The organism is Scopulibacillus darangshiensis, from assembly GCF_004341035.1.
Lineage (GTDB): Bacteria > Bacillota > Bacilli > Bacillales > Sporolactobacillaceae > Scopulibacillus > Scopulibacillus darangshiensis.
In genome coordinates, this window is record NZ_SLXK01000001.1 from 235,641 (window position 1) to 249,999 (window position 14,359).

The following is a 14,359-nucleotide window of genomic DNA, read 5'->3' on the forward strand; positions in this document are numbered from 1 at the left end:
GAAGCCAGAGGCGTAGTTGCACTTATGTGCGTAAGAAAGTTTATACTTTCTTATTAACTTGTAAAGGTGGTGGACGACGGTGACAAAATCACCGGGTGAAACCAGGGTTGTTGTCGGCATGTCGGGAGGCGTTGATTCCTCTGTTACGGCCCTGCTTCTTAAGCAACAAGGCTATGATGTTGTCGGCATCTTTATGAAAAACTGGGATGATACAGATGAAAACGGGGTTTGCACGGCAACGGAGGATTATGAGGATGTAGCCAAAGTAGCGAGCCAAATAGGCATCCCGTATTATGCTGTCAATTTTGAAAAAGAATATTGGGATAAGGTGTTCAGCTACTTCTTAGAGGAATATAAGGCTGGACGGACACCTAACCCAGATGTGATGTGCAACAAAGAAATTAAGTTCAAAGCCTTCCTTGATCACGCTATGACACTTGGGGCAGATTATGTTGCCACAGGGCACTATGCTAGAGTTAATGGGGAAGACAATAACGTTCAAATGCTTAGGGGTGTCGATCGTAACAAAGATCAGACTTATTTTCTAAATCAATTATCCGAGACCCAACTAGCTAAGACGATGTTTCCGTTAGGGGAATTGTCCAAACCCGAGGTGCGTGACATTGCCAAAGAACATCATCTGGCAACCGCATCAAAAAAAGACAGTACGGGTATTTGTTTTATTGGCGAAAGGGATTTCAAAGAATTTCTCAAGCATTATCTTCCCGCCAAGAAGGGCGAAATCAGGACAATTGACGGAGAACTTAAGGGGTATCATGACGGCCTGATGTACTATACTAATGGTCAGCGACAGGGACTCGGTATTGGCGGTCCAGGCGGCCCGTGGTTTGTTTGCGGCAGGGACCTTAAAAAAAATATACTTTATGTTGCGGCGGGATTTCATAATAAAGCCCTCTATTCGGAAGGGTTAATGGCCGAGTCAGTGAACTGGATCAACGGAGTGCCTGAGGAAAAGGTATTTTCTTGCACTGCTAAATTCCGTTACCGTCAAGAAGATCGTCCAGTTAAAGTCTTTATTGAATCGGCTGATTGCGTTAAAGTGATTTTCAATGAGCCCGAACGAGCCATTACACCAGGTCAATCTGTTGTTTTTTATGATGGCGACGTCTGCCTCGGCGGCGGGACGATTGATACCATTCTAAATCAAGAAGCGAAACCGCATCTCGATTTTGTAGACTCAACCCTTTCATGAGGTTTGAGTCTTTTTCTTCGAAATTATAGAATATTAGGCTTCTGGAAAACTGGATGAGACCCTGAAAAAAAGATGTTATTTTTGATATACTATAATTGGAACTTATGTACGGAAGCGTGGGAGTGGGTTAGATGCAAGAATTGATTGAGCAAGGTCTTGAACATATGAAGCATCGCCGTTATGAAGAAGCGGCAAAATCCTTTAATGATGCGATAGAGGGTGATCCGTCCGACCCTGTTGGTTATACAAACTTTGGTAATTTGTTAATCGCTGTTAAACAACCTGAGCGGGCAATCCCTTTTTATGAAAAAGCAGTTGAGCTCGATGACAACCATGCATCCGCAGCATTCGGATTTGGGAATGCATTGTATGAACTTGGACGTTATCAAGATGCCTTAGGACAATTTCAACGTGCGGTAGACTTGGGCTTAAATGATGATGATGTGTTTTATATGACCGGTATGTCCTTAACCCATCTAGACAAAACTACTGGTGCTTTAGCCGCTTTTCAAAGAGCTGTTGAATTGAACGGGGAAGATATTGCTGCCCGCTTTCAATATGGCCTTTGTCTTGCCCGTATTGGTCAGGTTGATATGGCCGAAAGCCAGTTTCAGCATGTGGCGGATAAGGATCCAAAACATGCGGACGCATTTTATAACCTGGGTGTGGCAGCTTTATACCGTGATCACGATGATAAAGCACGAGCTTACTTCCATAAGGCTTTATCCATTCAGAAGGATCATCTCCTAGCGGCGAACGGTATTCAACAAATTGATCAGCGAGAAAATGAACAGAACTAAAAGCGAGGGAACAAGGTTATGGCCGACCAATCTTCATTCGACCTTTTTTCAGAGGAGCAAAAGTATATTAAAGGCACACCACACCGGATTATCTTTCAGAATAATGATAATGCCTATACAGTCATGCAGGTGAAAATAGAGGAAACGAATGAGCAAGTTGAAGAAAAAGAAATTGTCGTTATCGGCTTTTTCCCCATGATTCACTTACATGAAGCGTATCATTTTAGGGGGAAAATAAAAGTTCATCCCAAATACGGCAAGCAATATGAAGTCGACCAATACCGAAAGCTGCTGCCGCAATCAAAAGCCGGGATGGTTCAATATTTATCTGGGGATCTCTTTCCGGGTATTGGGGAAAAAACAGCGGAAAATATAATGGACACACTTGGTGAAGACGCCATTTCTAAAATCCTGGATGACCCGGCTTGTCTTGACGATGTATCAAAACTCACGGAAGAAAAAGCCAAGCTGTTGTATGAGATTCTCATCGAACATCAGGGGCTGGAAAAAATAATGATCGCTTTGTCTGACTATGGTTTTGGTCCTCAGCTATCAATGAAAATTTATCAAGCATATGGACATTTGACTCTGGATATGATCAGAGATAATCCCTATCAGCTCGTACAGGATATTGAAGGGATTGGTTTTCAGCGGGCGGATGAGCTTGGCAAAGCATTGGGTATGTCAGGGAACCACCCTGATCGGATCCAAGCAGGCTGTCTGTTCTGGTTGAACGAACGGGCGCTCGATGACGGCAATGTCTTCATGCCTTATGATGAATTGATTAAGCAAGCGCAAAAACTATTATCAACACCGAATGAACCGGTGACAGATACTGATGTCGCCAGAGAAATCGATGTTCTTGAAGAAGACGGAAAGCTCGTGTTAGAAGATAAGGATGTCTATTTGCCATCATTATATTTTGCCGAAAAAGGTATTGTAACGAGCATCAAAAAGATTACGGAACAAACAGCTTTTAGGGATGAATTTTCAGAAACGGAGTTTTTAACCGCGCTAGGAGAGCTTGAGGAACGGCTTGAGATGCAATATGCTCCATCGCAAAAAGAGGCGATCAAGCAGGCGATTGAGTCCCCTGTCATGCTCTTGACCGGGGGACCGGGGACCGGCAAAACAACGGTCATCAAAGGCATTGTTGATGTGTATGCTGAACTTCATGGGGTGTCATTGAATACCAAGGACTATGATGAGGATAACCCTTTCCCGGTGTTGCTCGTCGCACCGACAGGGCGTGCAGCCAAACGGATGAGTGAATCGACTGGGCTGCCAGCTGTTACGATCCATAGATTACTGGGATGGAAGGGGGGATCGGGCTATGATCATGATGACGAAAACCCGATTAAAGGCCGGTTGCTCATTATTGATGAAATGTCGATGGTCGATATTTGGCTTGCCAACCAGCTATTTAAATCTTTGCCCCCTGATATCCAGGTTGTTATTGTCGGTGATGAAGACCAGCTGCCATCGGTTGGTCCAGGGCAAATTTTACGGGATTTTCTTCATTCGGAAATGATGCCTACAGTCCGTCTCAACGACATTTATCGTCAATCAGAAGGGTCTTCCATTATTGATCTCGCCCACGCCATTAAAGGCGGAGGTTTGCCTGATGATTTGCTTCAGCCAAAGGATGACCGCCGCTTCTTTGGCTGTCATCAGAATCAAATTGTCGATGCGATTTGTCAGGTTTGCAAAAATGCCCATCAAAAAGGCTTTTCGCCAAAAGATATTCAGGTGCTAGCACCCATGTACAGAGGCAGTGCCGGAATAGAAGCGATCAATACAGCTCTTCAGGCATTATTCAACCCGCCTTCAGAACAAAAGCGGGAGCTCACATTTGGGGATAAATTGTACCGCATCGGTGATAAAGTCCTTCAGCTGGTTAATAATCCCGATCAGCAAGTGTTTAATGGCGATATAGGTGAAATTGTGGCGATTTTTACTGCCAAGGAAACAACGGATAAAGAGGAAACGGTTGTCGTTTCATTTGATGGCATAGAAGTGAGTTATCTCAAAAGGGACTTGACTCAGATCACCCTCGCTTATTGCTGTTCTATTCATAAGTCACAGGGAAGTGAATTTCCGATCGTTGTCCTGCCGGTTGTCAAAGGCTATCACCGGATGCTCCGGCGAAATCTTATTTATACGGCTGTGACCCGAAGCAAAGAATATTTGATTTTATGCGGTGACCAAAGGGCATTCGAATATGCGGTGGATCGGAGTGATGTTGACAGACGGCACTCAAAGCTCGCCGGAAAACTGAAAGAAAGGTTAGGCAGCGCATCTGAGTCTATTCCTTTTCCCGAGGGTGAGGAGATTGTTACTGAAATTCCGGCTGCAGAGGACGAGCCATACAAAACGTTTTAATAGTATAAAATTTATTTTTACGGACAATCATGCTAGTAACATAATTTTTTTATAAAAGTCCTGCAATAGAGGTGAACGCATGTGAAATGTCCGAACTGTGCGGATAAAAACTTAGGCAAAATTGGTGTCAATCAATATTATTGCTGGGGTTGCTTCATAGAACTGACGCTCGTGGATGGAAAGCTGTCTTTGAACCAAGTAGAGGAAGATGGCAGTCTGACTGAACTCGATGATCTGTTCCAAGAAGACCAGCTTCGTGCCGAATCGAACGGCTTTTAAAGATAGATATTTTTCAGAATCTCTCCCGTGATATTGTGTGAGAAAATGGGTCACACTAATAGCTGGAGGGATTTTTGTCATGACAAAATGGTCAGCGATCGAATGGATCAAACGGTTAACCATATTATTGCTCATTTTCCTGAACGGCTATCTCCTTTATAAACTCATCCCGTTTCTAGGCATTATCTTTCATTTTTTGGCCGCAATATTATTTCCTTTTGTGATTGCCGCTCTGATCGCTTACCTGTTTCATCCTATCGTCGAAAAATGTCATAAAAAAGGTATTCCAAGATCACTCGCGATTATTTTACTTTATCTTATATTCTTCGGTGTAACAGGCTACGGGCTATTTAAAGGTGCTCCAGCTGTCATCCATCAGCTTAAAAGCTTTGATAAGCAGATCCCTGAATATACAGCGATTTACCACGATCACTTGAATGATTTTTATCAATCAACACCTGAAGCCGTACACGATCACTTTAACGGCGTGTTGAAAAAAGGTGAAATAAGTGTCAATCGCTTCGTCAAAAAGATTATCGGGGCTGTCACATGGGTGTTCCAATCATTTTTTACATTAATTATCATTCCCTTTTTAGCCTTTTATTTTTTAAAAGACTTTGATGGCGTAAAAAAAGGTGTTTCGGCCATGACACCAAGGAAATGGCGGCATCCAGGAAGAGAGCTTCTTCATAACATTGATGATTCGCTCGGAAAATATATAAGAGGACAGCTGTATGTTTGTCTCATTCTGGCTGTCATCGCTTTTTTAGGGTTATGGCTCTTGAAGGTCCCTTACCCTATGTTGCTAAGCATATTTATCGGCATTACGGATATTATCCCTTATTTTGGGCCGCTGATTGGCGCCATACCTGTTATCTTTATGGCGGCGACTATCTCCCTAAAGACAGTTGTTTTTGTTCTCATTTTGATCGGTGTCTTGCAACTGCTTGAAGGAAATGTCATTGGTCCTCTAGTCGTTGGAAAAAGTGTGGATGTCCATCCCGTCTATATCATGCTGTCGCTTTTGATCGGCGGGGAAATCGCAGGGGTTATCGGTATGTTATTTGCTGTGCCGGTTTTTGTGATTATCCGTGTGGTGATTAAATATTTTCGCAGGCAGCATAATAAAATTGACAAACCAAACGATTCTCATCTATAATGTCTTCATAGTTAGTGGAAAAAATAGCCGAAAGGCACCTATATGAACATGAAATCGATGAAAGAGCCCTTTCGCCAAAGAGCCCATTGACAGAGAGGAATTCATGCGCTGAAAGAATTCTGAATGATGGCCGGCGGAACGCTACTCTTAAGAGCAACTAATCCTTGCCGGTTTGACCCGTTAACGTCTCTCGAGGCGGCAGATCTATTTAAGTCTGCAACCGGGGTGGTACCGCGCGGGTTTTTAAAGGCTCTCGTCCCTGTATTAGGGATGGGGGCTTTTTGGTGTCTAAAAAAATTTCGGGAGGTTATTCTATGAAAAAGCTGATGTCTGCAGATGTGAGACAAATGTTTCTTGATTTCTTTAAAGAGAAAGGGCATAGGGTTGAACCAAGCGCATCGCTCGTTCCAGTCGAAGATCCATCACTGTTATGGATCAACAGCGGCGTTGCAACATTAAAAAAATATTTTGATGGACGTGTCGTCCCTGAGAATCCCCGCATTGTCAACGCCCAAAAGGCGATTCGTACAAATGATATTGAGAATGTTGGCTATACAGCAAGGCACCATACATTCTTCGAAATGCTAGGCAATTTTTCGATAGGTGATTATTTCAAAGAAGAGGCCATTATCTGGGCTTGGGAGTTTTTGACTAGCCCCGAATGGATTGGGTTTGATCAGGAAAAGCTTGCCGTGACGATTCATCCGGAAGATGATGAGGCTTATGCCATTTGGCATGATAAAGTCGGATTGCCAGAAGATAAAATCATTCGTCTTGAAGAAAACTTTTGGGACATCGGTGAAGGTCCCAGCGGGCCAAACACGGAAATTTTCTATGATAGAGGCGAAGCTTTCGGCAATGATCCGAATGATCCCGAGCTGTTCCCAGGCGGGGAGAATGAGCGGCATCTGGAAATTTGGAATCTGGTTTTCTCGCAATATAACCATAATCCCGATGGCAGCTATACGCCGCTCCCTAAGAAAAACATCGATACAGGCATGGGGCTTGAACGTGTCGTGTCAGTCATTCAAGATGCCAAGACCAATTTTGATACGGATTTGTTTTTGCCGATCATTAACAAGATTGAACAAATATCAGGTGTTAAATACGGCGTCCAAAAAGAGAAAGATACGGCTTTTAAAGTCATTGCTGACCATGTGCGAAGCGTTTCCTTCGCCGTGTCTGACGGGGCGTTGCCTTCGAATGAAGGACGAGGCTATGTCCTTCGCCGCTTAATCAGGCGTGCAGTCCGATTTGCTATGGAACTCGGCATTAATAAACCGTTCATGTATGAGCTTGTTCCTGTTGTGGCTGATATTATGAAGGACTTTTATGGTGAAGTTGTGGAAAAATCAGCATTTATCCAAAAGGTCATTCGAGGCGAAGAGGAACGCTTCCACGAAACGATTCATGAGGGGCTCGTAATTCTTAAAGATGTGATTGCCAAGGAAAAAGCGAACAATCGTCAAACGATATCAGGTGAGGACGTGTTCAAACTCTATGACACCTTTGGTTTTCCTGTCGAATTAACGGAAGAATATGCCCAACATGAAGGGCTCAACATTGACCATGAAGGTTTCGAAAAGGCATTAGATGCACAAAGGAAACGGGCTAGATCAGCCCGGCAAACAACGGATTCCATGCAGGTTCAAAATGAGACGTTAAGAGAAATAACTGTTCCAAGTGAATTCATTGGTTACAGCAAGAATGATTTCCCGTCCCATATTAAAGTGATTATTAAGGGTCATGATATTGTTGATTTTGCTTCAGCTGGTGAGGAAGTACAAGTCATATTAGATCAGACGCCTTTCTATGCGGAAAGCGGCGGACAAATCGCGGATCATGGCGTACTGGAAAATGAATCAACAGCACTTACTGTTAAAGATGTTCAGAAGGCACCTAATGGTCAAAACCTGCATTCAGTAATGATCACAAAGGGTAAAGTGAAATCCGGGGACAGGTTAGCAGCTGAGGTGAATAGCGGAATGCGCCGGGCAACGGAGAAAAATCACACGGCAACCCACCTGCTTCATCAGGCTTTAAAAGATACACTAGGCAGTCATGTTAACCAAGCCGGCTCACTTGTTACCCCGGAGCGGCTAAGATTTGACTTTTCCCATTTCGGACAGGTGATTGAAGATGAACTGAAAGAGATTGAGAGAAGTGTCAATGAAAGGATATGGGAACAGCTTGCTGTCGAAACGATGCAAAAGCCTATAGCTGAAGCAAAGGCTATGGGGGCGATGGCACTATTTGGGGAGAAATATGGTGACGTCGTTCGTGTTGTAAAAATAGCTGATTACAGTCTTGAGCTATGCGGCGGCTGCCATGTAAACAACACTGCTGAGATTGGTTTGTTCAAAATTGTATCTGAAGCAGGCATTGGTGCAGGTACACGCAGGATCGAGGCTGTCACAGGACAGGCGGCATATGAGCGGCTTAATCAATTCGCCTTTGAGCTTCAGACCGTTGCCCATCAGCTCAAAACAAACGTGGATCAGGTTCCGGCACGAATTGATGCCCTGCAAAAACAAATTAAGGATTTGGAAAAGGATAATGCCTCCTTAACAGCGAAATTAGGTAATGCAGAGGCAAATGATCTTATACAGACCGTGCAAGAAGAAAATGGTGTTAAATTTATTGCGAAAAGGGTCAATGTATCTGACATGAATCATTTGCGCTCAATGGTCGATCAACTAAAAAATGAGCTGAAATCAGGTATTATTGTTTTGGCAGCGGTGAATGATGGAAAGGTGAACCTTGCAGGCGGTGTGACAAAAGATCTTATATCTGAAGGCTACCATGCTGGTAAACTTATCAAAGAAGTTGCCGCAGCTTGTGGAGGCGGTGGCGGAGGCAGGCCGGATATGGCCCAAGCCGGCGGAAAAAATCCAGCACAAGTTGATGATGCACTTGCCGTCGTACCGAATTGGATTAAAAGCTTAGTGTAGATATTGTGATGAGGGGGATGCTCAATATGGACAAGACAATGAAATTTAATTTTAATGAAGAACCCGACAAGAGTGATGCAAGGGAAGTTTTATTTAAGGTCTACAGTGCCTTGCAAGACAAAGGGTATAATCCCATTAACCAAATTGTGGGTTATTTATTATCAGGTGACCCGGCGTATATTCCCCGCCATCAAGATGCAAGAAATTTAATCCGCCGTATTGAACGGGATGAGATTATTGAGGAATTGGTAACTTCATATTTGAACAGACATGGAGAGTAAGCATGAGAATTATGGCATTGGATTACGGAACCAAGACTGTAGGGGTGGCGATCAGTGATGCACTGGGGTTAACCGCCCAGGGGATTGAAACCATCAACTATCAGGAACACACACAACACCTTATCTTTGAACGCTTATCTGAATTGATAGAGGAATATGACATCCACAAGGTCGTGGTTGGCCTTCCGAAACATATGAACGGGGATGTGGGTGAACGCGGAAAGGCGAGCACCGCTTTTGCAAACAAAATAAACAAAAAGTATGACCTTCCCGTTGACCTTTGGGATGAACGGTTGACAACTATGGCCGCGGAAAAGATGTTGATTACAGCAGATGTCAGCAGAAAAAAACGAAAGAAAGTAATCGACAAGATGGCAGCGGTGATTATACTTCAAAGTTATCTTGATCGAAATGGAATTGGAGGGTAAATGTAATGACTGAAGAACAAGAGCGTATTATCATTCCTGATGAGAATGGCGAGGAGCACCTATTTGACATTCTTTTCACATTTGATGTTGACGACACTGATAAATCCTACATGGTAGTAAAACCTGTGGAATCTGAGGAAACTGATGATGACGAGGAAATGGAAGAAGTGTTTGGCTTTAGGTTTGAGGATTCAGATGGCGAATTCAGCCTTTACCCAATTGAAACTGATCAAGAATGGGATATGGTTGAAGAAATGTTCAACACTTTTTTAGCAGAAAATGATGTATAAACATGAGTGGAGTCCCTATTATGGGGCTTCCTTTTTGCACTTTAGCGTTCATGCTTTTTAATTTACAAAAAATGTTGATACCTCTTCAGACATGTCAACCTCTAGTGTATAATGGATGAGGAATGTCGAAAGGGGTGTGTCAACTGGTGTCGGATTCTGATGATCGATTTAAGCCAATTCAAGACCGGACAAAAGGGAAAAAACGCGTCCGCCGTCTTTTTTTAAGTATTATAATATGCTTTATTATATTCGTGCTGGCAGCGGCGGGAGCTGGATATTACTATGTTCACCGTGCCCTGCAGCCAGTCAATGCAGCAAGCCACAAGAAAATAACTGTTATCATCCCCAGGGGGGCATCAGCTGCAGCAATAGGGAACATACTAGAGGACCAAGGAGTCATTCGGAACGGTCTTGTTTTTCAATTTTACTCAAGGTACAAAAATGAAACGGGTTTAAAGGCGGGCACTTATTTGCTTTCACCCTCTATGACGGTCAGTGAAATCGTTTCGGCCATGCAAAGTGGTAAGCAAAAAGCAGCGGTTGTGCTCTCGATCCCTGAAGGCTTTTGGGTGAAGGACATTGCTCGCCGGATAGCAAAACAAACCGATCTTAATGAAAAAGATATTTTAAATAAGATGCGCGACCGAAAGTATATCGAGAACCACTATATGAAAGAGTATCCTTTCTTAAAAGATGAGATTTTAAACAAGGAGATTAAATATCCTTTGGAAGGATATTTGTTTCCGGCAACATACAGCTTTTATAAGAAGAACCCATCTTTAGATGACATGATTAGGAAAATGCTTGACAAGACTCAGGCCATTCTCAAAAAATATGATCAAGACATTCAGGAGAGCCAATTAGGCTCGGTTCATAAAATTTTAACAATGGCATCGCTTTTAGAAGAGGAAGCATCAACAACTAAGCATCGAAAAGAAATCTCAGGTGTATTCTATAACCGATTACAAAAAGGCATGCGCCTGCAAACGGATCCGACTATTTCGTATGCGAAGCAAAAACATTTGGTCCATACGTATTATAAAGATTTAGACATTAAATCTCCTTATAACACTTATCGAAATAAGGGTCTTCCGGTAGGACCAATTGATAATCCAAGTGAAAGTGCAATTAAAGCAGCTTTAAATCCAGTTTCTACTAATTATTTATATTTCTTCGCTCGGCCAAACGGTGAGGTTATTTTCTCAAAAACATATAAGGAACATCAGGCAGTCGTCAAGAAATATGGAAGTGAATGGGATAAAATAAAAAATAAAGGGGAGTGACGTTAGCATCTCCCTTTATTTAACGTTATAAAATGAGGTGTGCTATGGACTTTAGTAAGGCAGCAAGCTATGTTGCCTCTTTTGTAAATGAGGATAATAAAGAGTTGAAGGGGCTTGAATCCGAGGCTAGGGAACGCGGAATTCCCATCATGCAGCCGGAAGCAATGGCGCTCGTTCAGCACATGATTAAATGGCTAAAGCCAGAAAGGATTTTAGAGATCGGGACAGCGGTCGGATTTTCAGCCATTAAAATGGCGCTGGCATCCAGGAAACGTTCGAAAATCATCACTGTTGAAAGGGATGATGACATGTTTCATGAGGCTAAAAAAAATATCTTATCCATGGGTGTCCAAGATTCTGTCCATCTTGTTCATGCTGATGCCATGGAACGTCATCATGATACAGTTGAGCAAGGCCCATATGACATAATTTTCATTGATGCCGCAAAGGGGCAGTACCAGCATTTTTTTGAATTGTATGCACCGCTTTTAACATTAAAGGGCTTAATCATTACTGATAATATCCTGTTCCGCGGGTTTGCTGCTGAACCTGAGACGGCCGTAAGTAAGCGGTTGGAACGGCTTGCCAATAAAGTTAACGATTTTAACCATTGGCTAAGTGAGAATGATCAGTTTGATACTGTCTATTTGACTGTCGGGGATGGTTTAGCGATCAGTTCAAGGAGAGAAAAGAAAGATATATGAGAAAGGATTTTATAAAGATGAACAAGAAACCGATAATAATTGGTGTCGCCGGGGGGACTGGCTCCGGAAAGACAACAGTTGCAAAAGAAGTTTATCGGAGTTTTCCTAACCAATCAATTACGATCATAGAACAGGACGCATATTATAAAGCCCAGGATCATAAAACAATGGAAGAACGGCTGCTGACGAACTATGATCACCCGCTAGCATTTGATCATGATCTCTTAATTGCCCATTTGCAAAGGCTCCTCGACTTTGAACCCATTGAAAAGCCGGTATATGACTATACAGTTCATACAAGATCTGATAAAATTATTCCTGTCCGGCCCAAAGATGTCATTATTCTTGAAGGTATTTTAATTCTTGAAGATAAAAGATTGCGCGACCTTATGGATATTAAAGTTTTTGTCGATACTGACTCTGATTTAAGAATAATCCGCAGGCTGCTAAGAGACACGGAGGAGCGCGGGCGTTCAGTTGAATCTGTTATTAATCAATACATTACTGTAGTAAGGCCAATGCACCTTCAATTTGTTGAACCTACTAAGCGTTATGCTGACATCATCATTCCAGAAGGCGGGCAAAATGTAGTAGCGATTGACTTAATGGTCACCAAAATTCGCTCAGTTCTGGATGCTGCAGCTTTAGCTTAAGGCAAGAATGGATCAGATATTACAAAAATATTTATATTGGTAATTGTAAAGGGAGTGGATCTCATGGCTGAAGAAAAAAAGCATTATATGACAGCGGAAGGTAAAGAAAAACTAGAGCATGAATTAGATCAATTAAAAACAGAGAAGAGAAAGGAAGTAGTGGAACGGATTAAGATCGCAAGAAGCTTCGGTGATCTATCTGAGAATTCCGAGTATGATGCAGCTAAGGATGAGCAGGCTTTTGTCGAATCACGAATTCAGCAGCTTGAACAAATGATCCGCAATGCTGAAATTATTGAGGATGACGAAACAACTGATGTTGTTAAAATCGGTAAATCCGTTACTTTCAAGGAGCTTCCAGACGGTGATGAAGAAACGTATATGATTGTCGGGAGTGCCGAATCCGACCCTTTTGAAGGTAAAATTTCGAATGACTCCCCTATGGCAAAAAGCCTTATCGGTCTTTCGGTTGGTGAAGAGGTTAACGTAGCGACACCTGGTGGAGACATCCGGGTTAAGATTGTTGAAGTGAAATAAATCCATACTTAAAGTATAGAGAAAACTTGGCGATGAGCTGGGTTTTCTTTATATTTGGGTTTTCTTTATATTATCGATCTTGAAATAAATAAAACACCGAGACGAGTCAGACATTAAGTGTCTCGGTGCCATATAACATCATTTGACTTTTTATGTTCCTTTTATAAAAGGCTTCTTTATCAAAGGATAAAAGAAAAGCAAACACAATTTCTTCAGGGACATCTGCATAAGTTTCCAATGTGCCATCATAAAATTTAATTTGCAGCTTTTCCGTTTCACGGTCATAGCCAATCGTATCGAAAGTTACTAGCGTGGAAATCTTTTTGTCAAATTTAGCATAATTCATAGTGTACGGGCATTGAATCTAATAATGGGGGTTGCCCTAACGCTCCCTTCCGTATATAGTTTAACTTGACCTCTTAATTCATTCTATTAGCCTTTGACAAGGTTTATTCCTGCAATGTGTCAAAACTAGTGTTTATTTGACAGGAATCGTATCAAACGAGTAAAATCAACATGTAAAATAATATTTGATTTGTATATTTTTTAGCGGACATGATAATTATTTTAGCCACGAATGATATAAAGATGTTACAATGGAATATATTCTCTGGTAAGGAGGACATGATTAATGGGAGCATCACGTTCTTCAAGAAATAAAAAGAAGGCTGACAAGGTCCTCAATTGGGCTATTGGCATTGTGTCGGTTATGATTTTAGTTATCGGCGGTATTATATTAATCTCTTTGCTGAAACCAACCGATCAATCAGCTTCAACAAATAACTCACATGAGGAACAGCACAATCCTCAAACGAGTGCGGATCAAAAAAGTAATGATGGGTCATCGGATGATAATAATGGAAAGTCCAATGACGAGCAATCGAATGTAAGTAATGATGATAGTTCTTCGGATGTTTCGGCAGATGATTCAAATGCTGATCAAAAGGATAAAAATGCTAATAAAGAAGACGCCGATAAAGCCAATAAAGAGGAAGATTCTAAGACCCAAGAAGACGTCCCTGATAGTGAACACCGTGCCTCATATGATAAAGGTTCATCGGATTGGAACGCTCAGGTTGCCGCCCTTTCTGAGGCGACAGGCATTCCATCTGGCAATATGACAATCTTTTGGTTAGGGAATGGCGGGGGACCAAACAGCTCATTGGGACGTGTCAGCGCAAAGAATACACCGAATAAGAAATTCATTGTCCATCTTGTTTACAAAGACGGACAATGGCAAGCTGACAACGTACAAAAACCATCATAATAGTCAAACAAACAACCCCTTTTTAGAAGGGGTTGTTTTTCTATCTAAATGCGTTCATATTGAGTTCATAAATGTATTGTATGATCAATGTAAAGTATTGCGTATTTAATTATTAAGTGTAAAGGAATGGCA

Annotated in this window: 15 protein-coding genes; 14 read left to right on the forward strand and 1 reads right to left on the reverse strand. The window is 42.1% G+C overall.

Features of this window, described 5'->3' with window-relative positions; translation table 11 throughout:
• Positions 1–79: 79 nt before the first annotated feature.
• The 13 genes from mnmA (at position 80) to greA (ending at position 12,960) form a co-directional block, all read left to right on the forward strand.
• Positions 80–1,213 (forward strand): tRNA 2-thiouridine(34) synthase MnmA, encoded by a 1,134-nt coding sequence (gene mnmA, locus EV207_RS01215; protein WP_132742787.1) that lies wholly within the window; start codon positions 80–82, stop codon positions 1,211–1,213.
• Between the two features lie 131 nt (positions 1,214–1,344).
• Positions 1,345–2,013 carry a tetratricopeptide repeat protein gene (locus tag EV207_RS01220; protein WP_132742789.1) on the forward strand — a complete coding sequence of 223 codons (669 nt, stop codon included), beginning with the start codon at positions 1,345–1,347 and terminating at the stop codon, positions 2,011–2,013.
• A gap of 18 nt (positions 2,014–2,031) precedes the next feature.
• Positions 2,032–4,395, forward strand: coding sequence for an SF1B family DNA helicase RecD2 (recD2, locus tag EV207_RS01225; protein WP_132742791.1), 2,364 nt, complete (start codon positions 2,032–2,034; stop codon positions 4,393–4,395).
• Between the two features lie 81 nt (positions 4,396–4,476).
• On the forward strand, positions 4,477–4,674 hold the full coding sequence (locus EV207_RS01230) for a hypothetical protein (RefSeq protein ID WP_132742793.1): 198 nt from the start codon (positions 4,477–4,479) through the stop codon (positions 4,672–4,674).
• A 79-nt stretch (positions 4,675–4,753) separates the two neighbouring features.
• Complete coding sequence (locus EV207_RS01235) at positions 4,754–5,833, forward strand: AI-2E family transporter (RefSeq protein WP_132742795.1); 1,080 nt, start codon at positions 4,754–4,756, stop codon at positions 5,831–5,833.
• 314 nt (positions 5,834–6,147) lie between these two features.
• Complete coding sequence (gene alaS, locus EV207_RS01240; RefSeq protein ID WP_132742797.1) at positions 6,148–8,784, forward strand: alanine--tRNA ligase; 2,637 nt, start codon at positions 6,148–6,150, stop codon at positions 8,782–8,784.
• A gap of 17 nt (positions 8,785–8,801) precedes the next feature.
• Complete coding sequence (locus EV207_RS01245) at positions 8,802–9,065, forward strand: IreB family regulatory phosphoprotein (protein WP_132742799.1); 264 nt, start codon at positions 8,802–8,804, stop codon at positions 9,063–9,065.
• A gap of 2 nt (positions 9,066–9,067) precedes the next feature.
• Complete coding sequence (gene ruvX / locus EV207_RS01250; RefSeq protein WP_132742801.1) at positions 9,068–9,493, forward strand: Holliday junction resolvase RuvX; 426 nt, start codon at positions 9,068–9,070, stop codon at positions 9,491–9,493.
• Between the two features lie 5 nt (positions 9,494–9,498).
• Positions 9,499–9,783: a DUF1292 domain-containing protein gene (locus tag EV207_RS01255; RefSeq protein ID WP_132742803.1), complete on the forward strand. Its 285-nt coding sequence runs from the start codon at positions 9,499–9,501 to the stop codon at positions 9,781–9,783.
• A 146-nt stretch (positions 9,784–9,929) separates the two neighbouring features.
• Entirely contained in the window at positions 9,930–11,066 is a 1,137-nt protein-coding gene (mltG, locus tag EV207_RS01260; RefSeq protein ID WP_165886799.1) for an endolytic transglycosylase MltG, read from the forward strand.
• Between the two features lie 44 nt (positions 11,067–11,110).
• Positions 11,111–11,770, forward strand: a complete 660-nt coding sequence (locus EV207_RS01265; RefSeq protein ID WP_165886800.1) for an O-methyltransferase — start codon at positions 11,111–11,113, stop codon at positions 11,768–11,770.
• Positions 11,767–12,423, forward strand: coding sequence for a uridine kinase (gene udk, locus EV207_RS01270; protein ID WP_165886801.1), 657 nt, complete (start codon positions 11,767–11,769; stop codon positions 12,421–12,423). Before EV207_RS01265 ends, udk begins: the two co-directional genes overlap by 4 nt.
• Before the next feature lie 63 nt (positions 12,424–12,486).
• Entirely contained in the window at positions 12,487–12,960 is a 474-nt protein-coding gene (gene greA / locus EV207_RS01275) for a transcription elongation factor GreA (RefSeq protein ID WP_132742811.1), read from the forward strand.
• A gap of 106 nt (positions 12,961–13,066) precedes the next feature.
• On the opposite strand, the gene EV207_RS01280 is transcribed toward greA, so the two are convergent.
• Complete coding sequence (locus EV207_RS01280) at positions 13,067–13,306, reverse strand: KTSC domain-containing protein (protein WP_132742813.1); 240 nt, start codon at positions 13,304–13,306, stop codon at positions 13,067–13,069.
• Positions 13,307–13,591: 285 nt separating this feature from the next.
• Between EV207_RS01280 and EV207_RS01285 the strand changes: the two genes are divergently transcribed.
• The gene (locus EV207_RS01285) at positions 13,592–14,227 is read left to right on the forward strand and encodes a YrrS family protein (protein ID WP_132742815.1); all 636 of its coding nucleotides are present in this window, start codon (positions 13,592–13,594) and stop codon (positions 14,225–14,227) included.
• Positions 14,228–14,359 lie beyond the last annotated feature (132 nt).